Source organism: Enterobacter cloacae complex sp. FDA-CDC-AR_0164 (genome assembly GCF_003071645.1).
Lineage (GTDB): Bacteria > Pseudomonadota > Gammaproteobacteria > Enterobacterales > Enterobacteriaceae > Enterobacter > Enterobacter ludwigii.
This window is the reverse complement of record NZ_CP028950.1, coordinates 2,950,793-2,973,590: the sequence shown is the minus strand read 5'-3', so window position 1 is coordinate 2,973,590 and position 22,798 is coordinate 2,950,793. Positions and strand designations below refer to the sequence as shown.

General features: G+C 52.8%; 22 protein-coding genes and 1 tRNA gene. 15 read left to right on the top strand and 8 right to left on the bottom strand.

Going from position 1 to position 22,798, the window contains the following annotated elements; translation table 11 throughout:
- Positions 1 to 3: 3 nt before the first annotated feature.
- The 7 genes from AM410_RS14595 (at position 4) to yejF (ending at position 8,975) form a co-directional block, all read left to right on the top strand.
- Positions 4 to 717, top strand: coding sequence for a phosphatase PAP2 family protein (locus AM410_RS14595; RefSeq protein ID WP_025203633.1), 714 nt, complete (start codon positions 4 to 6; stop codon positions 715 to 717).
- 416 nt (positions 718 to 1,133) lie between these two features.
- The gene (gene mepS / locus AM410_RS14590; RefSeq protein ID WP_014170930.1) at positions 1,134 to 1,703 is read left to right on the top strand and encodes a bifunctional murein DD-endopeptidase/murein LD-carboxypeptidase; all 570 of its coding nucleotides are present in this window, start codon (positions 1,134 to 1,136) and stop codon (positions 1,701 to 1,703) included.
- Between the two features lie 127 nt (positions 1,704 to 1,830).
- The gene (locus tag AM410_RS14585) at positions 1,831 to 3,372 is read left to right on the top strand and encodes a cyclic di-GMP phosphodiesterase (RefSeq protein ID WP_020883182.1); all 1,542 of its coding nucleotides are present in this window, start codon (positions 1,831 to 1,833) and stop codon (positions 3,370 to 3,372) included.
- Between the two features lie 77 nt (positions 3,373 to 3,449).
- Positions 3,450 to 5,255 (top strand): extracellular solute-binding protein, encoded by a 1,806-nt coding sequence (locus AM410_RS14580; RefSeq protein ID WP_025203632.1) that lies wholly within the window; start codon positions 3,450 to 3,452, stop codon positions 5,253 to 5,255.
- Between the two features lie 9 nt (positions 5,256 to 5,264).
- On the top strand, positions 5,265 to 6,359 hold the full coding sequence (locus AM410_RS14575) for a microcin C ABC transporter permease YejB (protein ID WP_108648006.1): 1,095 nt from the start codon (positions 5,265 to 5,267) through the stop codon (positions 6,357 to 6,359).
- The gene (locus AM410_RS14570; RefSeq protein WP_014170934.1) at positions 6,359 to 7,384 is read left to right on the top strand and encodes an ABC transporter permease; all 1,026 of its coding nucleotides are present in this window, start codon (positions 6,359 to 6,361) and stop codon (positions 7,382 to 7,384) included. The genes AM410_RS14575 and AM410_RS14570 overlap by 1 nt, the downstream gene beginning before the upstream one ends.
- Position 7,385: 1 nt before the next feature.
- The gene (yejF, locus tag AM410_RS14565) at positions 7,386 to 8,975 is read left to right on the top strand and encodes a microcin C ABC transporter ATP-binding protein YejF (RefSeq protein ID WP_108648004.1); all 1,590 of its coding nucleotides are present in this window, start codon (positions 7,386 to 7,388) and stop codon (positions 8,973 to 8,975) included.
- 3 nt (positions 8,976 to 8,978) lie between these two features.
- On the opposite strand, the gene AM410_RS14560 is transcribed toward yejF, so the two are convergent.
- The 3 genes from AM410_RS14560 to rsuA all read right to left on the bottom strand — a co-directional run bounded on the left by AM410_RS14560 (position 8,979) and on the right by rsuA (position 11,523).
- A complete protein-coding gene (locus tag AM410_RS14560; protein ID WP_014170936.1) occupies positions 8,979 to 9,323 on the bottom strand; it encodes a YejG family protein in 345 nt (114 codons plus the stop codon).
- A 280-nt stretch (positions 9,324 to 9,603) separates the two neighbouring features.
- Positions 9,604 to 10,800, bottom strand: a complete 1,197-nt coding sequence (locus tag AM410_RS14550) for a Bcr/CflA family multidrug efflux MFS transporter (RefSeq protein ID WP_014170937.1) — start codon at positions 10,798 to 10,800, stop codon at positions 9,604 to 9,606.
- A gap of 15 nt (positions 10,801 to 10,815) precedes the next feature.
- A complete protein-coding gene (gene rsuA / locus AM410_RS14545) occupies positions 10,816 to 11,523 on the bottom strand; it encodes a 16S rRNA pseudouridine(516) synthase RsuA (protein ID WP_014170938.1) in 708 nt (235 codons plus the stop codon).
- A 151-nt stretch (positions 11,524 to 11,674) separates the two neighbouring features.
- On the opposite strand from rsuA, the gene AM410_RS14540 reads away from it, so the two are divergent.
- Positions 11,675 to 13,435, top strand: a complete 1,761-nt coding sequence (locus AM410_RS14540) for a DEAD/DEAH box helicase (protein WP_108648003.1) — start codon at positions 11,675 to 11,677, stop codon at positions 13,433 to 13,435.
- Positions 13,436 to 13,560: 125 nt separating this feature from the next.
- Positions 13,561 to 13,845 (top strand): 50S ribosomal protein L25, encoded by a 285-nt coding sequence (gene rplY / locus AM410_RS14535; RefSeq protein WP_014170941.1) that lies wholly within the window; start codon positions 13,561 to 13,563, stop codon positions 13,843 to 13,845.
- Between the two features lie 54 nt (positions 13,846 to 13,899).
- Here rplY and yejK read toward each other — a convergent pair whose 3' ends face one another.
- Positions 13,900 to 14,907, bottom strand: a complete 1,008-nt coding sequence (gene yejK, locus AM410_RS14530; protein WP_014170942.1) for a nucleoid-associated protein YejK — start codon at positions 14,905 to 14,907, stop codon at positions 13,900 to 13,902.
- 134 nt (positions 14,908 to 15,041) lie between these two features.
- On the opposite strand from yejK, the gene AM410_RS14525 reads away from it, so the two are divergent.
- The 5 genes from AM410_RS14525 to AM410_RS14505 all read left to right on the top strand — a co-directional run bounded on the left by AM410_RS14525 (position 15,042) and on the right by AM410_RS14505 (position 18,076).
- Positions 15,042 to 15,269 carry a YejL family protein gene (locus tag AM410_RS14525; protein WP_001135586.1) on the top strand — a complete coding sequence of 76 codons (228 nt, stop codon included), beginning with the start codon at positions 15,042 to 15,044 and terminating at the stop codon, positions 15,267 to 15,269.
- A gap of 19 nt (positions 15,270 to 15,288) precedes the next feature.
- Positions 15,289 to 17,049, top strand: coding sequence for an LPS biosynthesis-modulating metalloenzyme YejM (yejM, locus tag AM410_RS14520; protein WP_025203628.1), 1,761 nt, complete (start codon positions 15,289 to 15,291; stop codon positions 17,047 to 17,049).
- A 72-nt stretch (positions 17,050 to 17,121) separates the two neighbouring features.
- Positions 17,122 to 17,198, top strand: a tRNA-Pro gene (locus tag AM410_RS14515).
- 187 nt (positions 17,199 to 17,385) lie between these two features.
- The gene (locus AM410_RS14510; RefSeq protein ID WP_063214740.1) at positions 17,386 to 17,625 is read left to right on the top strand and encodes a DinI family protein; all 240 of its coding nucleotides are present in this window, start codon (positions 17,386 to 17,388) and stop codon (positions 17,623 to 17,625) included.
- Positions 17,626 to 17,749: 124 nt separating this feature from the next.
- Positions 17,750 to 18,076: an NIPSNAP family containing protein gene (locus AM410_RS14505; protein ID WP_032681961.1), complete on the top strand. Its 327-nt coding sequence runs from the start codon at positions 17,750 to 17,752 to the stop codon at positions 18,074 to 18,076.
- Positions 18,077 to 18,380: 304 nt separating this feature from the next.
- On the opposite strand, the gene AM410_RS14500 is transcribed toward AM410_RS14505, so the two are convergent.
- The 4 genes from AM410_RS14500 to AM410_RS14485 form a co-directional block, all read right to left on the bottom strand.
- Positions 18,381 to 18,704, bottom strand: a complete 324-nt coding sequence (locus tag AM410_RS14500) for a hypothetical protein (RefSeq protein WP_236900066.1) — start codon at positions 18,702 to 18,704, stop codon at positions 18,381 to 18,383.
- Between the two features lie 145 nt (positions 18,705 to 18,849).
- Complete coding sequence (locus AM410_RS14495) at positions 18,850 to 19,809, bottom strand: hypothetical protein (RefSeq protein ID WP_108648001.1); 960 nt, start codon at positions 19,807 to 19,809, stop codon at positions 18,850 to 18,852.
- A 621-nt stretch (positions 19,810 to 20,430) separates the two neighbouring features.
- Positions 20,431 to 21,618: an MFS transporter gene (locus AM410_RS14490; protein WP_108648000.1), complete on the bottom strand. Its 1,188-nt coding sequence runs from the start codon at positions 21,616 to 21,618 to the stop codon at positions 20,431 to 20,433.
- 136 nt (positions 21,619 to 21,754) lie between these two features.
- Positions 21,755 to 22,015, bottom strand: a complete 261-nt coding sequence (locus AM410_RS14485; protein WP_010433451.1) for a DUF2534 family protein — start codon at positions 22,013 to 22,015, stop codon at positions 21,755 to 21,757.
- Between the two features lie 209 nt (positions 22,016 to 22,224).
- Here AM410_RS14485 and eco point away from each other — a divergent pair, with 209 nt between their 5' ends.
- Positions 22,225 to 22,728, top strand: a complete 504-nt coding sequence (gene eco / locus AM410_RS14480) for a serine protease inhibitor ecotin (protein WP_025203609.1) — start codon at positions 22,225 to 22,227, stop codon at positions 22,726 to 22,728.
- The last annotated feature ends 70 nt before the right edge of the window (positions 22,729 to 22,798 follow it).

Sequence of the window (22,798 nt, the reverse complement as noted above, 5' to 3'; positions counted from 1 at the left end):
GTTATGACGACTCGACTTCCCCTGATATTACTGCTTAATGTCGCCGGTCTGGCGCTCTTTTTCTCCTGGTATATCCCGGCGAATCATGGTGTCTGGTTTCCGCTGGATTCTGCCATTTTTCACTTCTTCAACCAGGAACTGGTGAAGAGCGAAGCCTTCCTGTGGCTGGTTGCTATCACGAATAACCGCGCCTTTGACGGCTGCTCGCTGCTGGCGATGGGCGGCCTGATGCTCTCTTTCTGGCTGAAAGAGGACAAAACAGGACGCCGCCGTATTCTGATTATTGGTTTGATGATGTTGCTGCTTGCGGTGGTAATTAACCAGCTGGCAACGGCCATTATTCCGGTTAAGCGTTCCAGCCCAACGCTCTTCTTCCCCGATATTTATCGCGTCAGCGAGCTGCTGCATATTCCAACGAAAGATGCGTCGAAGGCCAGTTTCCCGGGCGATCACGGAATGATGCTGCTTATTTTTTCCGGCGTGATGCTCCGCTATTTCGGCCGAAAAGCCTTTGCGATAGCCCTGATTATTTTTGTGGTTTTTGCCTTCCCACGGGTAATGATTGGCGCTCACTGGTTTACTGATATTGCAGTCGGTTCGCTCTCTTCTGTGCTGGTTGCGCTGCCGTGGTGTCTGATGACACCGCTGAGCGACAAGATAATAGCCGTGTTCGATCGCTACCTCCCCGGCAAAACGCAACAAATCAGAAACCAATAATTAACCTTAATTAACACTATGCATCAGGGATCGTTTTGATCCTTGATGCACTTTTCTCCCCTTTCCCCCCCTCCCGTCATCATTTCGTCACAATATTCGTGATAAAAATGAATGTGTTGCACGGTTTTTAACCTTGATCGTGCGCTTTTTGAACAATTATCAATTTTTACTTTCTGTATCACAATTTCTTATAAAAAAAAGGCTTTTTTTGCTCGCAATACCCCAGGCAATCGGTTAATCTCGAACTCGTTTTGCCCCATAGAGATAATTATTTCGCTGGTGAATAAATTTGTGCGCTACGCCACAAATGTGATCAGAAAGAATTGTCTCATTGTGAACAGATAATTAGTCTCGTCACGTTTGGCATTTTTTATAACGATATTTGTCGTTAAGGACTTCAAGGGATAATAAACAAAATGGTCAAATCTCAACCGATTTTGAGATATATCTTACGGGGGATCCCGGCGATAGCAGTGGCGGTACTGTTATCTGCATGTAGTACATCGAACACCGCAAAGAATATGCATCCTGAGACGCGTGTTGTGGGAATGGAAGATTCCTCGTCACTGCAAGCCTCTCAGGATGAATTTGAAAATATGGTACGTAATCTGGACGTGAAGTCCCGTATTATGGACCAGTATGCTGACTGGAAAGGCGTGCGTTATCGTCTTGGCGGTAGCACCAAAAAAGGCATTGATTGTTCCGGTTTCGTACAGCGTACTTTCCGTGAGCAGTTTGGGTTAGATCTTCCGCGTTCAACTTACGAACAGCAGGAGATGGGCAAGTCGATTTCACGCACTAAACTGCGCACCGGGGATTTAGTCCTGTTCCGTGCGGGTTCGACAGGTCGACATGTTGGCATTTACATTGGCAATGACCAGTTTGTACATGCCTCCACCAGCAGCGGTGTGACCATTTCCAGCATGAACGAACCTTACTGGAAGAAGCGCTATAACGAAGCGCGCCGCGTACTGACCCGCAGTTAAAATAATCATTGTATCGTTGGTTATCCCTTGGCCGGCGATATGATAAAAAAAAGCACTGCTTCGGCGGTGTTTTTTTTTGCCCGTTACACTGAATACATTCAGCGGCAATCCAGGAACCACGACGTCTATGTTCACCCGCTACTTCTCCAGTAATCGCAAGATACTTTTCCTCAGCCTTATCACCGGCCTGATCACAGCCCTGCTCCTGGGTTCATTGCAATTTTTCTGGAGCTACCACAAGCGGGAAGTCAGATTCGACACCCTGATTGATGACGTGAGCATCTACATGGAAAGCTACTTCGATGAGTTGAAAAGCTCTATCGATCTCCTTCAGCCGCTCACGCTGAACAGCTGCCACGACGTCAACGCTGAACTGACCTCTCGCGCGGCGTTTAGCCTTAACGTGCGCGCCTTTTTGCTGGTCAGGGATAAACTGGCGTACTGCTCTTCAGCCACCGGTCCGATGAACGTCCCGATGGAAGAGCTGATACCTGAGCTGCACATCGATAAACAAATTGATATGGCGTTACTGCCGGGTACACCGATGATGCCGCACAGACCCGCGATTGCCATCTGGTATCGAAATCCGCTGGTGAAGGACGGCGGCGTGTTTACTTCGGTAAACATCAACCTGACTCCGTATATGCTTTACACCGCACGCCAGAACGAGTTCGCGGGCATTGCCATCATCATTGGCGACAATGCGTTGTCGACAAGGTCCGCCACACTGGTTAAGGCACAGGATTTACATGAAACGCCGGCGCGTACCGCGACCCTAAAAGAGGTTCCGCTGACGATCAAACTGTACGCCGAAGAGTGGACGAGCGATGAAATCCTGTTCGCGGTGTTCTTTGGACTGGTCTGCGGGATCGCGGCCGGCTCGCTTAATTTCTATATCCTCACCACGCGTCTTAACCCGGGCAAAGAGATCCTGAGCGCCATTAAACGCGGCCAGTTCTATGTGGTGTATCAACCTGTTGTGGATGCCGAGACGCTGCAAATGCGTGGTGTCGAAGTCCTGATGCGCTGGAAACACCCGACGATGGGGGAAATTCCGCCTGATGCCTTTATCAACTTCGCCGAAGCGCAGAAGCTGATTGTGCCGCTGACGCTGCATCTTTTTGACCTCATCATCCGCGACGCGCCGGTATTACAGACCCTTCTGCCACCGGGCGCAAAACTGGGCATTAACATTGCGCCGGGGCATCTGCATGCGGAAAGCTTCAAAGAGGATATGCGCACTTTCCTGGACTTAATGCCGCCGGATCATTTCCAGATCGTGCTGGAAATCACCGAGCGCGACATGGTTAACCATCGGGAAGCCAACAATCTTTTCGAATGGCTGCACAATGAAGGCTTTGAAATTGCGATTGATGATTTTGGTACCGGCCACAGTGCGCTGATTTACCTTGAGCGTTTCACCATGGATTACATCAAAATTGACCGGGGTTTTGTCAACGCGATTGGGACGGAAACCGTGACCTCCCCGGTGCTTGATGCCGTACTCACCCTGGCAAGGCGACTGAATATGTCGACCGTCGCCGAAGGGGTGGAAACGCCGGAGCAGGCAGCCTGGCTGCGCGAACATGGCGTTGTTTTCCTTCAGGGTTACTGGATTAGCCGCCCAATGCCGCTGGAGCAGTTCCGCCAATGGCAGCCTGAACGTTGAATGATTTCACATTGCCCGTGACGTCACTTATTATTCAGCTTAACTGAGCCGGTTAGTCGAAAGGGAGCCGCCGCGAGATGCTTATGCGCTTTATGTTGCTGCTGTTGGCATTAACGAGCCTGTCCAGCCAGGCGCAAACCATCAAAGAGAACATCGCGTTCTCCGTGATTGGTGAGCCAAAGTACGCGGTCAATTTTACGCACTTTGATTACGTCAATCCTGCCGCGCCAAAAGGCGGGAACGTGACCCTCTCCGCTACGGGAACGTTCGACAACTTCAACCGCTTCGCCCTGCGCGGCGTGGCGGCAGCGCGAACAGAATCGCTCTACGATACGCTGTTTGTTACGTCTGATGATGAACCCGGCAGTTACTACCCGCTGATTGCCGACAACGTGCGTTACGCGGATAACTTTGCGTGGGCGGAAATTTCGATTAACCCACGGGCGCGTTTTCACGATGGGACGCCGGTCAAAGCCAGCGACATTGCCTTCACATTTCACAAATTTATGACTGAGGGCGTTCCCCAGTTCCGCATTGTCTACAAAGGCGTTACGGTCAAAGCCATTGCCCCGCTCACGGTGCGTATTGAGCTGAGTGAGCCGAATAAAGAGAACATGCTCAGCCTGTTCTCCCTGCCCGTGATGCCTGAATCGTTCTGGAAAGATCACAAACTTAGTGACCCGCTCTCCACGCCCCCGCTGGCGGGTGGCCCATACCGTATCACCGACTGGCGCATGGGGCAGTATGTTGTCTATTCCCGGGTCAAAGACTACTGGGCGGCAAACCTGCCGGTAAACCGGGGCCGCTGGAATTTCGATACCCTTCGCTACGATTACTATCTTGACGATAACGTAGCATTTGAAGCCTTCAAAGCCGGTGCGTTCGATATGCGCGTGGAGAGCAGCGCTAAAAACTGGGCGACACGGTATATCGGCAAAAACTTCGCTAACGGGTATATCGTTAAAGACGAGCATAAAAACGCGTCCGCTCAGGATACGCGCTGGCTGGCGTTTAATATTCAGCGTCCGGTATTTACTGACCGCCGGGTGCGGGAAGCCATTACCCTGGCCTTTGATTTTGAATGGATGAACAAAGCGCTATTTTACGGCGCTTACAGCCGGGCCAATAGCTATTTCCAGAACACTGAATATGCCGCACGCGATTACCCAAAAGCGGACGAACTTGTCCTGCTGGCACCGCTGAAAGCAGAACTGCCACCGGAGGTGTTCACGACGGTATTTCAGCCTCCGGCGTCAAAGGGTGACGGCTACGATCGCGACAACCTGCTTAAAGCCAGTAAACTTCTGGATGACGCAGGCTGGCCACTGAAGAATCAAAAACGCGTCGATTCCAGAACGGGCAAACCGTTAAGCTTTGAGCTGCTGCTTGCGTCCGGAAGCAACGATCAGTGGGTGCTGCCGTTTAAGCACAATCTTGAACGGCTGGGGATTACCATGAACATTCGCCAGGTCGACAACGCGCAGCTCACCAACCGCAAACGCAGCCGTGATTACGACATGATGCAAACCCTGTGGCCCGCGCAGCCGTGGCCCAGCTCAGATCTGCAAATCTCCTGGGCATCCAGCTATATCGACTCCTCCTACAATGCGCCGGGGGTGAAAAGCCCGGCGATTGATGCCTTGATTGCGAAAATTGTGGCGGCGCAGGGTGATAAAGAAAAACTCCTGCCGCTGGGACGCGCCCTCGACAGGGTCTTAACCTGGAATTACTACATGCTGCCAATGTGGTATATGGGCGAAGACCGGCTTGCGCGCTGGGACAAGTTCTCCGAGCCTGCCGTACGCCCTGTCTATTCACTGGGCTTCGACACCTGGTGGTATGACGTTAACAAAGCCGCCAGACTTCCCGCTGAGCGGCGATAAGGAATCATCATGGGTGCGTATCTGATCCGCCGTCTCCTGCTGATTATCCCGACCCTCTGGGCAATCATCACGATTAACTTTTTTATTGTGCAAATCGCGCCCGGCGGCCCGGTCGACCAGGCTATTGCAGCCATTGAATTTGGCAACAGCGGCGGCATGCCTGGCGGCGGTGGCGAAGGAATGGGCGCGAGCCATGCCCGCACCGGCCTGGGAAATATCAGCGAAAGCCATTATCGCGGCGGACGTGGCCTGGATCCGGAAGTCATCGCCGAGATCACCCATCGTTATGGCTTCGACAAACCGCTTCACGAGCGGTATTTCAACATGCTCTGGGACTACCTCCGCTTTGATTTTGGCGACAGCCTGTTTCGCAGCGCGTCGGTTTTAACATTGATTAAGCAAAGTCTGCCGGTGTCGATTACCCTGGGGCTGTGGGGAACGTTGATTATTTATATCGTCTCTATTCCCCTGGGGATCCGTAAAGCGGTTCACAACGGCAGCCGCTTCGATGTCTGGAGCAGCACGTTTATCATCATCGGCTATGCCATTCCGGCGTTTCTGTTTGCCGTTCTGTTGATTGTCTTTTTTGCCGGTGGCAGCTATTTCGATATCTTTCCGCTGCGGGGGCTGGTGTCAGCGGATTTCAGCACCCTGCCCTGGTACAAGAAGATCACCGATTATTTCTGGCACATCACGCTGCCGGTGCTTGCGACCGTCATTGGCGGCTTTGCGGCCCTGACCATGTTGACCAAAAACGCCTTTCTCGATGAAATCCGTAAACAGTACGTTGTGACTGCCCGTGCGAAGGGCGTCGGCGAAAAGCAGATCATGTGGAAACATGTCTTTCGCAACGCCATGCTGCTGGTGATTGCCGGATTTCCTGCCACGTTCATCAGTATGTTTTTTACCGGCTCGCTGCTGATAGAGGTGATGTTCTCCCTCAACGGACTGGGCTTGCTGGGATATGAAGCCACCGTGTCGCGCGATTATCCGGTCATGTTTGGCACACTTTATATCTTCACCCTGATTGGCCTGCTGCTGAATATCATCAGCGATATCAGTTATACGCTGGTTGATCCCCGAATTGATTTTGAGGGCCGCTGATGCCGCGTTTAAGCCCCGTCAACCAGGCCCGATGGGCCCGTTTTCGCCACAACCGCCGCGGCTACTGGTCGCTGTGGATCTTTGCCGTCCTGTTTGTCTTAAGCATGTGTTCGGAATTGATTGCCAACGATAAACCGCTGCTGGTGCACTTTAACGACCGCTGGTATGTGCCCGTTCTCACCCAATACAGCGAAAGCGATTTTGGTGGCCCGTTTGCGACGCCCGCTGAATATCAGGATCCGTGGCTTCGCCAGCAAATTGAACAGCACGGCTGGGCACTCTGGGCGCCGGTGCGTTTTGGCGCAAACAGCATTAACTTTGCGACCACCACCCCCTTCCCTTCCCCGCCTTCCGCGCAAAACTGGCTGGGAACGGATGCCAACGGTGGCGATGTGCTGGCACGCATCCTCTACGGCACGCGGATCTCGATCCTCTTTGGGCTGATGCTGACCGTCTTTTCCAGCGTGATGGGCGTAGTAGCAGGTGCCGTTCAGGGCTACTACGGCGGGAAAATCGACCTGTGGGGTCAACGTTTTATTGAAGTCTGGTCAGGCATGCCGACGCTGTTTCTGATCATTCTGCTTTCAAGCGTGGTACAGCCAAACTTCTGGTGGCTGTTAGGCATTACCGTCATCTTCGGCTGGATGGCGCTGGTAGGCGTGGTGCGGGCGGAATTTCTGCGCACCCGTAATTACGATTACATTCGCGCTGCCCAGGTGCTGGGGGTGAGCGACCGCGGGATCATTTTCCGCCATATGCTTCCTAACGCCGTGGTAGCGACCCTCACCTTCCTGCCGTTTATTCTGTGCAGTTCCATCACTACCCTCACCTCGCTTGATTTCCTTGGCTTCGGACTCCCTCTTGGTTCCCCGTCGCTCGGCGAGCTACTGCTGCAGGGCAAGAACAACCTGCAGGCACCGTGGTTAGGCATCACCGCCTTTCTTGCCGTGGCCGTGCTGCTTTCACTGCTGATTTTTATTGGCGAAGCCGTGCGCGATGCTTTTGATCCCAACAAGGCGGTATAAGATGACGCAGCCCCTTCTCAGTATTGATAACCTGTCGATTGCCTTTTCAAAACAGGGGGAGGCGCGTACCGTGGTCACGGAGTTGTCGCTGCAGATCCAGCGCGGCGAAACGCTGGCGCTGGTAGGCGAGTCAGGCTCTGGCAAGAGCGTATCGGCACTGTCGATCCTGCGCCTGCTTCCGTCTCCGCCCGTCAGCTATCCGCAAGGCGACATTCTGTTTCACGGTCGCTCGCTGCTGCATGCCGATGAAAAAACCCTGCGCGGAATTCGCGGCAATAACATTGCCATGATTTTCCAGGAGCCGATGGTCTCCCTTAACCCGCTGCACACGCTGGAAAAACAGCTCTATGAAGTGCTGTCCCTGCACCGGGGCATGCGCAAAGAGGCGGCGCGGGGGGAGATTCTGGATTGTCTTGAACGAACCGGCATTCGCAATGCCGCAAAACGGCTGAGCGATTTTCCCCATCAGCTTTCCGGGGGGGAACGTCAGCGGGTGATGATTGCGATGGCCCTGCTCACGCGACCCGAACTGTTGATTGCCGATGAGCCCACCACCGCGCTGGACGTGACGGTGCAGGCGCAAATTCTGCGGCTGCTGCGGGAGTTGCGTGACGAATTGAACATGAGCCTGCTGTTTATCACCCATAACCTCAGCATTGTGAGAAAGCTCGCCGACAGCGTCGCCGTGATGCAAAACGGACGCTGCGTCGAGCAGAACACCGCAGCCACCCTGCTGAAAGCGCCTCAGCACCCCTATACGCAGCGTCTGCTTGATAGCGAGCCCACGGGTGACCCGGTTCCCCTGCCGGCTGACAGCGCGCCGTTGCTGCGCGTTGAGGGGCTGGGCGTGTCGTTTCCTGTTCGCAAAGGGATTCTGCGGCGCATCGTCGACCAGAATCCGGTATTGAAAAATATCCATTTTGCCCTGCGTCCGGGCGAATCGCTGGGGCTGGTGGGCGAGTCCGGTTCGGGAAAAAGCACCACCGGCCTGGCACTGCTGCGCTTAATCGCCTCGCAGGGTGAGATCCTCTTTGACGGTATGCCGCTGCACAACTGGAACCGTCGCCAGATGTTGCCCGTTCGTCCCCGCATGCAGGTTGTGTTTCAGGATCCAAACTCCTCGCTTAACCCACGGCTGAACGTATTACAGATTGTCGAAGAGGGTCTGCGCGTTCATCAGCCGGCATTGACCGTCCGGCAGCGGGAAGAAGAAGTGATACGCGTTATGGCAGAAGTTGGCTTAGATCCGGATACCCGGCACCGCTACCCGGCTGAATTTTCCGGCGGTCAGCGCCAGCGTATCGCCATTGCCCGCGCGCTGATCCTCAAACCGGAGCTGATCATTCTGGATGAACCGACGTCGTCGCTGGACAGAACCGTTCAGGCTCAGATCCTGGCATTACTGAAAGGATTGCAGGAAAAGCACAGGCTGGCCTATATCTTTATCAGCCATGATTTACAGGTTGTGCGGGCGTTATGCCATCAGGTGATTGTGTTGCGACAGGGAGAAGTGGTCGAGCAGGGAGAGTGCCAGCGCGTATTTGCTGCGCCAACGCAGAGCTACACGCGCCAGCTGTTGTCCGCAGACTAGCGCTCAGAAAGGATACTGGCCCGAGAAAGGCTCAGCGATAGCAACACCAAAGTTTTTCAGACGGCAGGTCGCGGCAAATTCATCCTGACTTTTCACGAACAGGCAGGGTTCACCTTCACACTCCAGTACGGAGCTGTCCACTTCAATATCCGTCAGGGCCTCACTGAGACGCTCCATGACTCGCCATGCATTTTCGTCGCTCGGGCTCAGCAACTTAAGTGCAACCAGACAATTCTCGCAACCCGCGACGCTTTGCGGAATCGGTTCAACTTTCGAACCTGCAAAACCCGCCGACCAGCGATAGCTCTGGGGCAAGCGATGGACTATGGAGAGTTGTAATGTATTCACGTTCGTTCCCCGGAAGCAAAATTTACTTCACAATTTATTTACATTTATAGTAACACATCATCGCCAGCCTGCACTATTCGGCGCTTTTTTATAGGTGTTCAGGCTCGCGTCGGCGCTATATGTACCCGTTTCTGCGATCTAACTCAACCTTTTTAAATACAATGATGTGACTTTTTACACAAATAGATTTTACATAAAAGAAACAAACACAGGGTAAACGAACGCAGCTTTGGTTGATGTGTGTCAACAAAAAAGGCCCTGACTGGGCCTTATTTGCGCGTTAGCTGGCCACCTTTCGCGGCCGACTGGCGTAGAGATAGAAAAGAATGGAGCTGGTTGCGCAAAACGCCATCGCCCACAGCATCGGCCAGGCCGTATTAAACGTGGCCATCGACAGTAACGCCCCGACGATGGCGCCGATGCCAAAGCGGAATGTTCCGGCCAGCGACGAGGCGGTGCCTGCCATATGCGGGAATTCGTCGAGGATCACCGCCATCGCATTGGAGGAAACCATCGACACGCAGCCGACGAAGGCCGCAACCCCCACCACCAGCGCCCAGAAGCCCACGCCTGTAAAAGCACTCAGCACCAGCCAGATAGCCATCACAAACTGGATCCAAAGCCCGGCGCGGAACATGTTCAACGCCCCGACTCGGCGGACAAAGCGGCTGTTAATGATGGTCATAATGAACAGGAAGACGATGTTGAGCGCAAAGTAATAACCGAAGTGCTGCGGAGAAACATGGTTCAGTTCGATATAGACAAACGGCCCGGCACTCAGGAATGAGAACATCCCGGCGAAGCTGAAACCGCTCGCCAGCATATAGCTCAGCACGCGCTTATGGCGAAACAGTGAGGCGAAATTCCCCATTGTGGTTCGGATGTGGAACTTCTGTCGGCGCTCCGCGGGTAGCGTTTCATCAATAAAGAAGAAGATCATTGCCGAGGCCAGTAGCGCGGCAAGCGCCAGGATCCAGAAAATCACATGCCAGCTGAACCATACCAGTACCGCACCACCGGCCATAGGGGCCACCAGCGGTGCAATCGTCGTCACCAGCATCACAAACGACATCATCCGGGAGAACTCTTCTTTCGGGTAGATATCGCGCATCAGGGCATTGATCACCACGCTTGCCGCTGCCGCCGCCAGACCGTGGAAAAAGCGCATGACAATCAGTTGATCGATGGTTTGCGCCTGCGCACAGGCCACCGCTGCCCCTGCAAAAATCAGGGTCCCGCCAAGAATAACGGGCTTGCGGCCAAAGCTGTCCGCCATCGGGCCATAAAACAGCTGACCGAGGGCAAAACCGAGAATATAGGTGCTGAGCGTCATCTGCGCGCTGCCTGCCGGTACGCCAAACTGCGCGGAAATAACCGGCAGCGCAGGCAGATACATATCAATAGACAGCGGCATCAGCATGGCCAGCAGGCCAAGAATGAAGACGATTTTGAACGACGAGTGTGGCCTGGTGGTCACAGAGTTCTCCTGAAATTAATGCGAAGGCAGACCAACGCTGGCGATCTCTTCTTCCGTTAACGGGCGATATTCGCCGGGCGCCAGCTCAGGATCGAGTTCAATTGCGCCAATACGTTCACGATGCAGACCGACAACGTGGTTACCCACTGCGGCAAACATACGCTTCACCTGATGGTAGCGCCCTTCACTGATGGTCAGACGAACCTCGGTAGGCGCGATCACTTCAAGCACGGCAGGCCGGGTCAGATCTTTTTCATTATGCAACTGAACGCCGTTGGCAAATTGTTCTGCCGTGTCATCCGCGACCGGAGACTCCAGCGTCACCCGATACGTCTTCTCACAGTGATGGCGCGGAGACGTGATACGGTGTGACCACTGCCCGTCGTCGGTCATCAGCACCAGCCCGGTGGTGTCGATATCAAGACGGCCAGCGGCATGCAGCTTGTGCGCGACCGGTTCGTCGAGGAAATAAAGCACCGTTGGATGATCCGGATCGTCCGTAGAACAGACATAGCCTTCCGGCTTATTGAGCATGAAATAGCGCGGCCCGTGCTGTTGGGTCAGCGGGTTGCCGTCATATTCAACCTGATGGTCAGGCTGGAGTTTGAACGCAGTGTCTTTCACAATGTCGCCATCCACGGTAACGCGGCTGGCGCGAATTTCACGCCCGGCAATAGCGCGGCTTACGCCGAGTTGCTGAGCGATAAACTTATCAAGTCGCATGAAATCTTTTTAGCCTTAATGGTGCTGGAAGTCGGACAACAGGTCCGAAAAAGAAGCAGTCTGGAATGGCTCAGTATAATGGTCTGGTTGCGCCACTCAAGGGAAAAAGTTTCGTGGCATACTATATGCGAAATAACTAAACCGAGACCCCATGACTTTTACACTTCGTCCTTATCAGCAGGAAGCCGTTGACGCTACTCTCGCCTGGTTTCGTAAACACCATGCACCGGCGGCCATTGTGCTTCCCACCGGTGCTGGCAAAAGCCTGGTGATCGCCGAACTGGCGCGTCTGGCACGCGGACGCGTGCTGGTGCTGGCCCACGTCAAAGAGCTGGTGGCACAAAACCATGCCAAGTATTGCGCGCTCGGGCTGGAAGCTGACATTTTCGCTGCCGGGCTAAAGCGTAAAGAGAGCCACGGCAAAGTGGTCTTTGGCAGCGTACAGTCGGTGGCCCGCAACCTTGATCTGTTTCGCAGTGAATTTTCGCTGCTGATTGTCGACGAGTGTCACCGCATCAGCGATGACGACGACAGCCAGTATCAGCAAATCCTCACTCACCTGAAAGAGGTAAACCCGCATCTTCGCCTGCTTGGCCTGACGGCGACCCCGTTTCGCCTGGGTAAAGGCTGGATCTATCGCTACCATTATCACGGCATGGTGCGCGGCGACGAGAAAGCGCTGTTCAGCGACTGTATCTATGAACTTCCTTTGCGCTACATGATCAAGCATGGCTACCTGACGCCGCCCGAGCGGCTGGACATGCCGGTGGTGCAGTACGATTTCAGCCGGTTACAGGCGCAGAGCAACGGGTTATTCAGCGAAGCGGAGTTGAACCAGGAGCTGAAAAAGCAAAAGCGCATTACCCCGCATATCATTAGCCAGATAGAAGAGTTCGCCGCGACGCGCAAAGGGGTCATGATCTTTGCCGCCACCGTGGAGCATGCGCGAGAAATTACCGGGCTGCTGCCCGCCGAGGACGCGGCCTTAATCACCGGCGAGACGCCCGGGCCGGAGCGCGACCGCCTGATCGACGCCTTCAAAGCGCAACAATTCCGCTATCTGGTGAACGTGTCAGTGTTAACCACCGGGTTTGATGCCCCGCATGTCGATCTGATTGCCATTTTACGTCCGACCGAATCGGTCAGTCTTTATCAGCAGATTGTGGGGCGCGGCCTGCGCCTGGCGCCCGGGAAAACCGACTGTCTTATTCTGGATTACGCCGGAAACCCGCACGATCTCTACTCTCCGGAAGTCGGCACGCCAAAAGGCAAAAGCGACAACGTCCCCGTTCAGGTCTTTTGCCCTGCCTGTGGTTTTGCCAACACCTTCTGGGGTAAAACCACCGCAGACGGCACGCTGATTGAACATTTTGGCCGCCGCTGTCAGGGCTGGTTTGAAGATGACGAAGGACATCGCGAACAGTGCGATTTCCGTTTCCGCTTTAAAAACTGCCCGCAGTGCAATGCGGAAAACGATATTGCCGCCCGTCGCTGTCGCGAATGCGATACGGTTCTGGTCGATCCTGATGACATGCTAAAAGCAGCGCTGAAGTTAAAAGATGCGCTGGTGCTGCGCTGTTCCGGTATGGCACTGCAACCCGGCGCGGATGACAAAGGCGAGTGGCTGAAAATCACCTATTACGATGAAGACGGCGCAGACGTCAGCGAGCGCTTCAGGGTACATACGCCTGCCCAGCGTATGGCCTTCGAACAACTCTTTATTCGCCCGCACACCCGTACGCCCGGTGTACCGCTGCGCTGGATTACCGTGGCCGATATCGTGCGCCAGCAGGTGTTACTGCGCCACCCGGATTTTGTTGTGGCTCGTATGAAAGGACAGTTCTGGCAGGTTCGGGAAAAGGTGTTTGATTACGAAGGCCGTTTTCGTCGCGCCAACGAATTGCGCGGTTAAGGGGACTTTTCATTGATGTGAGGGGCGTTTGAGTATAAAATGCCGCCCGCTTCATATCCGTGAAGCAGAACACTCACCTGCTGCTGGGTCGCCTGTAGTAGGGTTTAAAATACAGAGAGAAATCAATGTTTACTATCGAAGCAGAAGTACGTAACGTGCAGGGTAAGGGTGCGAGCCGCCGCCTGCGTAACGCTAACAAGTTCCCGGCTATCGTTTACGGTGGCGAAGCTGCTCCAGTTGCAATCGAACTGGATCACGACAAAGTGTGGAACCTGCAGAACAAACCTGAATTCTACAGCGAAGTTCTGACCATCGTTGTTGGCGGTAAAGAAGAAAAAGTGAAAGTTCAGGCTGTTCAGCGTCACGCGTTCAAGCCAAAAGTCACTCATATCGACTTCGTTCGCGCGTAATCGCAAACACGTCGAAAAAAAAGCCCCGCTTCTGCGGGGCTTTTTTTATGCCTGTTATTTCCCGCCTGAGGTGCGGCGCTGAAGCTGATCGCGCAGGTTCGGCGGCGTGCCTTTAATGGTCAGCGTATCGGTGGCCGGATCCCAGAAGATGCGTTCACCCAACAGCATGGCATCAAAGTTGATGGTCAACCCACCGCCGCTACCGGCAAATTTAGTGAGCTGTCGCAGCGTACTGCGATCCGCCGGGAAGCTCTCTTCGAGCTCATAGCCTTTATCAGCAGTAAATTCCTGGAAGCTGACTTCACTGACGCCCGCCAGCTCTTTTGACAGCGACTCCAGCTCAATCTCTTCTCCCGCCTGCAGCTGTTCGTTGCAGTAACTGTACACCTGCTGGCGCACGGTCTGACGCTCAGATTTATCGAGCTGCGCTTCGGCGGTAAAGTCGTCAACCGCCTGCAGCAGCCCTTTGTTCTGCGCTTTGGCGTTAAGACCTTCGCTGGCGCCGAGGAAGTCCATAAAGAAATCAGCCACTTTACGGCCGACGCGGCCTTTCAGGAAGGTCAGGTAGCGGGTCGATTCCGGGTTCGTTTCCCACTCGGTTAAATCGATACGCGCCACGATATCCGCATGGTTGATATCAAGATAATGGGTAGAGCTGATATCCAGCTGCTCATTCACGCGCATGCTGCTTAAATTGTTCAGCACGGTGACCAGCAGATACTCTACTGCCAGGTACCGATAGTGACAGAACAGGACGATACCGCCGTCTGCGAACGGGTATTTTGCCAGTTCGTCACGCAGACGTCCGGTAGCGGCGCGGCTAAACGCCAGGAAATCCTCTTCGCCCTGACGCTGCAGACGAAGACTATCAGCCAGTTCGCTCTCTTCGCTGAACAGACCATAGGCTTTATTTTTAGCACTGTAGACGCGGTGCAACTCCGCCATCATTTCCACAACGGTCGCTGTGGGTTCCAGTAACGAATCGCGAAGCACCACTTCAAGGGTTTGCTCATCACGCTTGATAAGCTGGTGCAAGGCAATCTGGTTGATTTCCAGACTCATGATAAACTCTCCTTTTAGACCGGGCGGTATTCAACCACCACCAGGTCATGTGTGCAACAACAGATAAAAAAGGGGAAAAAAAGCTGTCGCTACGGTAATATGTTGCCCTTTCATCAACAAACTGATTTTGATTTATGCCACAACATTCCCGCTACAGTGATGAACACGTTGAACAACTGCTCAGTGAGCTGGTCAACGTACTGGAAAAACATAAAACGCCGACCGATCTCTCCCTGATGGTTTTGGGAAATATGGTCACCAACCTTATCAATACCAGCGTTGCTCCGGCTCAGCGTCAGGCGATCGCCAAATCTTTCGCCCAGGCGTTACAGTCCTCCGTCAGCGACGACCAGGCCCATTAAGGGAAACGAACAACAGTTTATGGTGACGAATCGTCAGCGCTACCGTGAAAAAGTCTCCCAGATGGTCAGTTGGGGACACTGGTTTGCCCTGTTCAACATTCTGTTAGCGACGGTCATTGGCTGTCGTTATCTGTTTGTCGCAGACTGGCCGACAACGCTAACCGGGCGTATTTACTCCTGGATGAGCGTTGTGGGTCACTTTAGCTTTTTGGTTTTCGCCACCTATCTGCTGATCCTGTTCCCCCTGACGTTTATCGTCATGTCGCAGCGGCTCATGCGTTTCTTGTCCGCTATCCTCGCGACGGCGGGGATAACGCTGCTGCTTATCGACAGCGAAGTCTTTACCCGTTTTCACCTGCATCTCAACCCCATCGTCTGGGAACTGGTGATCAACCCGGATCAAAACGAAACGGCCCGTGACTGGCAGCTGATGTTTATCAGCGTTCCGGTGATCCTGCTTATTGAGATGCTGTTTGCCACCTGGAGCTGGCAAAAACTGCGCAGCCTGACCCGGCGCCGCCATTACGCGAAGCCCGTTGCGACGCTCTTTTTCGTCTCCTTTATTAGCTCGCACATCATGTATATCTGGGCGGATGCGAACTTCTATCGCCCTATTACCATGCAGCGCGCTAACCTGCCGCTCTCTTATCCGATGACGGCCCGCCGTTTCCTCGAAAAACACGGCCTGCTGGATGCGCAGGAGTATCAGCGCCGTCTGGTCGAACAGGGTAATCCGGAAGCGGTCAGCGTTCAGTATCCGCTGAGCGAACTACGCTATCGCGATATGGGCCGCGGGCAAAACGTCCTGTTAATCACCGTCGATGGCCTGAATTATTCACGTTACGAGAAGCAGATGCCTGCTCTGGCTGATTTCGCCAGTAAGAACGTGACGTTTACACAGCATATGAGTTCCGGTAACTCGACCGACGCGGGTATCTTTGGTCTGTTCTACGGCATTTCAGCCGGATACATGGACGGCGTGCTGTCCGCCCGTATTCCTGCGGCACTGATCACCGGGCTTAATCAGCAGGGTTATCAGTTAGGGCTATTCTCATCGGATGGCTTTAATAGCGCGCTCTATCGCCAGGCGCTGCTGTCAGACTTCTCACTGCCGGCGGCACAGAGCCAGACAGATGAACAGACCGCCAGTCAGTGGATAAGCTGGCTACAACGCTACGCCCAGGAAGATAACCGCTGGTTCTCGTGGGTTGCCTTAAACGGCACCAACCTTGAGGACACGAATCAGAAAGGCTTTGCGCGCCGCTACAGCCGCGCTGCCGGTGATGTGGATGCACAGATTGGCCGCGTACTCGACGCGTTGCGCGAGTCTGGCAAGCTGGATAACACCGTCGTGATCGTCACGGCCGGTCATGGTATCCCGTTGGGTGACGAGACGAAGAGCATGGAGTGGTCGCGTCCAAATCTGCATGTTCCGCTGGTGATCCACTGGCCGGGAACGCCGGCGCAGCGCATCAATATGCTGACTGAACATAAAGATGTGATGACGACCCTGATGCAACGTCTGCTGCACGTCAGCACGCCAGCAAACGAGTATTCACAGGGGCAGGATCTCTTCAGTGCCACCCGCCGCCATAACTGGGTGACGGCAGCCGGAGAGAGCACGCTGGTGGTGACTACGCCAGCGCTGACGCTGGTGCTGAACAACAATGGGAAGTATCAGACGTATAATCTGCAGGGTGAGCGGTTGAAAGACCAAAAACCGCAGCTGAGCCTGCTGCTGCAGGTCCTGACGGATGAGAAGCGCTTTATCGCTAACTGATTAATTATAAACCAGTTAGCAACAGATTCCCTTGCATTCAAAACGGAATCGAGTAGTATTCTTTTTATGCGTCGGCACGTAGCGCAGCCTGGTAGCGCACCGTCATGGGGTGTCGGGGGTCGGAGGTTCAAATCCTCTCGTGCCGACCAAAAATACTCTTTAAAACCAGCCAGCTATGGCTGGTTTTTTTATTGCATCATTTCTGATGGGAATCATTACCTGTAGTTTCAGCACCAACGGTCGACACCTCCCCCCTTAAAACACTCCGCCACGCTTGACGCTGTATATTTTTACAGTAAAAATACCTCCCCCACTTGAAGTTATTACGGAGGTTTTATGTTTGTTGAATTGGTTTACGATAAGCGAAATGTTCAGGGCCTGAATGGAGCCAGAGAAATTATATTGGCCGAGCTTACGAAGCGAGTGCATAACATCTTCCCTGATGCTGAAGTGAAGGTTAAGCCTATGCAGGCTAACGGACTCAATAGCGATGCCAGCAAAAGCGATCGTGAAAAGTTGAACCGCATGCTGGAGGATATGTTTGAAGAGTCTGATATGTGGCTTACAAATGAATAAATTTCTTTGAAGCCCTCATATCGAATGTACTGGCGCGGACTTTAGCTGATAATTTTCCTTTGTGTAACACAATAACATTGGACAATCGACTTAGTGCGATACACCAACGTCTGGAGCAGTGATGATGAAAACAGTCGAGATACTGCAATACAATTTACACAAAGGCACCGGAGCATTTTTTCATAACGTCATGGCAGAAATTAGCGTTCCTCTACATCAACGCCACGGCATCGATGTGGTGTCGTTTGGTAACTCTCTGCACGATCTTGATTGCTACTATCTCATTCGAGCCTTTGAAAGTATTGAAAATATGAATACGGTGCTTAATTCTTTCTATGCGAGCGCAGACTGGCGCTGCGGGCCTCGTGAGTCCATCATTGACTGCATTGAAACAAGCATTAAGACAGTAATTGATCTGCCACGAGTAAGTGTGGATGGGCTACGAGTGTAAGTCCAAATCTGTTACGTCGCGATTGAGCGTTTACTGCCATATTAGGTTTGGTTCGGTGTATTGAAACTGCCAAAACGAGTCTGAGCTTATACATATCTAACCCTGCCCTGCTCCCCATTGATTAACACACCGCGATGTTTGTAATGTCTTCATAAGCCACATGAGGACATCCCCAAGAAGCGTTTTTCCGACCAACATATTGTTGAAAACCAACCCTTCCGGGTTGTTTTTTTATTTCTGCAAAGGGAAATGGGTGTCATGCCACTCACTGGAAAAAAAGGGGCCCGTTTTGGCCCCTGATGCATTACTGTTTCACTTTGGCCTTTTCCTCATTGATGACGTTTAGCGCTGCTGCGGTGCAATCACCCTGAGCGATCCTGAGCGTACCCGCCTGTTGGCGTTGCTCCAACAATGCGGAAAGCGTGTTGTAAACTTTCGTTTCGTGGTGGGCCTGTGCATAGCCCAACGCCTCGCAGATTTGAAAATCTGACATTGCCGCAACACGTTTACCGTTCCCCCCCATGAAAGGCCGGGTGCTTAATGCATCCGTTTCGGGTTGAGAAGCAATGCTACATCCTGTTGTAGTCACCGCTGCCAGAATGAAGAATATCCACTGAGCCTTTTTCATCAGTAACACTTTTTTTAAGGGTTTCACTTAAAATACTTCCCAAATTCGACATGTTGTCGCCTGATTTCTTTCAGGTTTGCCACTATTCCAGCCATACACCAGCCACTGACAACCCCCAAAAACCAACCCATCAAGAGATTTACTATCACCAGTGACCCACGTTTCTGGAGCCAGACTGAGCGCTACCACCACCAATATGATTGCCACCGCCTAAGCCGTGGGCGCTGTTGCTGTTGGCTGCATTGTTGCTGCCGTTCCCCGTTCCATGCTCATGTCGTGAGTTATTACGGCTATGATCGCTTCCCTGACGCTGAGAGACGATCAACGCGTCTACATGCGGAACTGCGATTTGCACATTCGGATCGACTTTGGCGATCTCCCCTGCGGTGGTGGTAGTGGTGACACCATTAACCGTGATATTCACAGGCGTCCCCGGCTTCATACTGGACACAGCAACGTTAATCGAGCCCGTGTCTTTTGTTATGGCAACACTTGTAACGTTATCAGGTGCTTTCGTGGTGGCTGGAGTATGAGTAAGCGAGGGCGCAGTAACCGCCGTGCCAGCGGGTAAGGCTGGACCTGTTGTCGCTTGCTGCATAGACACCACTGCGGCGCGGTAAGTTGTGCCTGTGATTTGTGGCGCAGCCACTGCAGACGTTTTGGTGGCGTCAGGGGGGTTAACGGCAGTTCCTGCAGGTAAGGCTGGCCCTGTAGTGACTTGCTGCATTGAAATCACAGCGTTCCGGTAAGTCGTGCCCGTAATGTGTGGCGTTTTCTGCTGCAGGGGTTGCGGCGTTCTTTGTGTTACAGGTCGCGGCGCATCGGGAGCCATTTCAGTTGCCTGTACTGCATTAATACGATCGCCTGCAGTGCGTAAGCTGTTTTCGATGTCCCCTAAACGGGCCATATTTTCAGGTGAACGGTCGGCATTGTAAGCCTTTAATGCAGCCTGCTTATCCTCCATGGCCTGATTGGCTTCATTGCGAATCGACTGAATAGCAGTGGCTTTTTCCTCCATGGTCATGAAATTAGAAGCGAAGGCGTTCACACTTCCGCATGAAAGCGCAATTATTACGGATAAAGAAATGATAGAATGGCGGTTCATTACAATAATTACCTTTAATTTATGTTAAGGGAAAACAGAAACAACAATTAACTACCCCGGCACATGTCGGGGACTTTTTTCAATAAACGAAACAAGCACTTCAAACCGCGCATAATAACGACTGTAAACGATTACATTTTTGATATTTATCAATATCCCTAATTCAAATCGTAGAAATAACAATCAACTCAACCACTACATTTCCCTGTTAATTCGTTTCAAAACATCTCTATTGTTTTTGCAACCAATCATTTTTTAGTGAATAACACTCATATGGTGAATTTTTCCGGTTCATTATCCTGATTAAAAAAAATGAAATAATGTTTCAGTGCACGTGCATTGACGTAACGAAAGCATCCCTCTTCTGGATAAAGCGCCCTGTCCCTGCATAGCTGGTGTGGCCCCAAGCCAGACACCGTCAGCAATGCAGAGAGGAATACATGCCCGGATTTCACGCGATAAGAGGTGTGATAATTGAACAACGTGGCGGTATAGCGGGAGGCTAATTACAGAGGCAGGAATTTATTGCAATTGATGACAGGGCTGGTTGAATCAGCATAAATGCTGTCCAGCCCAGATTCGTACGACTAAAAAAAGAAAAGCATTTTAATAACCGTATTCTTACCGCACTTCGGCAGGCGTTTTACGCAGATAAAGCAGCGTCAGCAAACAAATCACCGCGCCGGCATAAAAGGTATATTCTGCGCCCCACAGTTCCCAGATAGCGCCGGCACCCACGCTGGACATCAGTAACCCGACCCCGCTGACCAGACTAAAAAGACCAAACGCCGTACCGCGCAAATCCGCAGGCGCTGTTTTGGCCACCATCGCGGCCAGCAGCCCCTGAGTCATCCCCATATGCATGCCCCAGAGCGCAACGCCGACAATAATACCGATCCAGTGGGTACTCAGGGCCAGAACGACATCAGCGGCAATCAATACGACTAGCCCCCACTGCAGAAGCCGGGTATGGCTCATACCATCAGAGAGTTTGCCAAACGGATAGGCCGAGAAAGAATAGATCACGTTCATCACCACCATCACCAGCGGGATTAAGGCCAGGGGAACGCCAGACTGTTGCGCACGGAGGATAAGAAAAGCCTCGCTAAAACGTGCCAGTGTGAATACCGCCCCCAGGCCAATGACCCACCAGCACGATTTTCCCAGCCGCGTTAAATTCTCTCTTTTGATGGGATTAGTGCGTTTATGTTCGACAGGGGTTTTCGGCTCCTTCAGGCCGAAATACAGCAGCGCAACCGAAAGAAAGCCGGGGATCAGGGCTATCCAGAAAACCGCGCGAAAATCATTGTGTAGCAGCAGCATTAATCCCACGGCCAGTAGTGGCCCCAGAAATGCGCCGGTGGTATCCATAGACTGACGCAGGCCGTATGCCGCCCCACGCAGTTCCGGCGGGGTGATATCTGCGACCAGCGCATCCCGTGGAGCACCGCGGATCCCCTTCCCCGCACGATCCATCAGGCGCGCGCCTAAAACCATCCCCGAAGAGGATGCGAGGGCGAAAAAGGGTTTGCTCAGCGCACCGAGGCCATACCCGAGTAGCGCCAGCCCTTTACGCTTGCCAAGATAGTCGCTAATCGCCCCCGAAAAGACTTTGATAAAGAGAGCGGTAGCCTCCGCGAGCCCTTCAATCAGGCCGATAACCAACACGCTCGTTCCAAGCGTAGTCACCATAAACAGTGGAAGCAGGCTGTGAATACTCTCTGACGAGATGTCCATCAACATACTGACGCCACCCACTACCCAGACCCCACGAGGGATCCGGCTGAGTACCGTAAATCTGGAAAGCATCTGTAACTCCTGCTCTGAAAACAGTGGCCTGACTGCTTACAGAATAGGATACGACGGATTAAAAAACCTGAGGAAGAACAACGAGCCAATAAAAAAGCCAGCGCTCAGGCTGGCTTTTTTATCGCAGGAAAGGCGTTTAATGTTTATCACGCCCACCCAGGAAGAAAATACCCAGCGGAATGGCAAGCAGCACGGTGAACACCAGGCTATAAACAAAGATCATCGCTGATTGCAGGACATACATGCTGGTCGTCCAGGCAGAGAGAGGAATGTTGTACTGTTCAATAACGCCAACAATGGTTGCCCGCCCAACGCACGCGGCAGCAATCATAAACACAACCAGTAGCGCCAACAGGAACTTGCGGCCTTCAGGTGTTTTCAGTTTTGCACGTACCATCTCTCTCTTCCCTTCACAGATGAATAACATTATGTGGCGCTTAAAATAACACGATCTGCCGCCAGACTCCAATGCAGTACAAACAACCACTCATTGTGCATGAATATAGTTTTATACGCTGCCAATATTGAAAATGTAAGTAAATTACACTAGCCATTCACGAACATTATGTTAACCTGTGCCTGATAGTTTGACATAAAGGAATGACTGTGAAAAAAGCACCTAAATTTGCCATTGCCCTGATTGCCGCCGCATGCGTTAGCACCAGCGCTTTCGCCAGCGACACCCCTAAAGCGCAGCCTCTGGAAAAAGTAGCGCCTTATCCGCAAGCGGAAAAAGGGATGAAGCGTCAGGTCATTCAGTTACCCGCTCAGCAGGATGAAGCGAATTTCAAAGTGGAACTGTTAATTGGCCAGACGCTGGAAGTGGACTGCAACCAGCACCGTCTGGGCGGTCAGCTGGAAAGCAAAACCCTGGAAGGTTGGGGCTACGACTATTACGTCTTTGATAAAGTGACGTCTCCGGTTTCGACCATGATGGCCTGCCCGGATGGCAAGAAAGAGAAGAAATTTGTTACCGCGTATCTGGGTGACAACAGTCTGCTGCGCTATAACAGCAAGCTGCCAATCGTCGTTTATACGCCTGCAAACGTGGAAGTGAAATATCGCGTGTGGAAGGCGGAAGAAGAGACGGGCACCGCAGAAGTCCGTTAAGGATAAGCCGGGTGGCGATTACGCCTGACCCGGCCATGATACTGTGCGGTTTAATAAGCCGGGTAAGCGC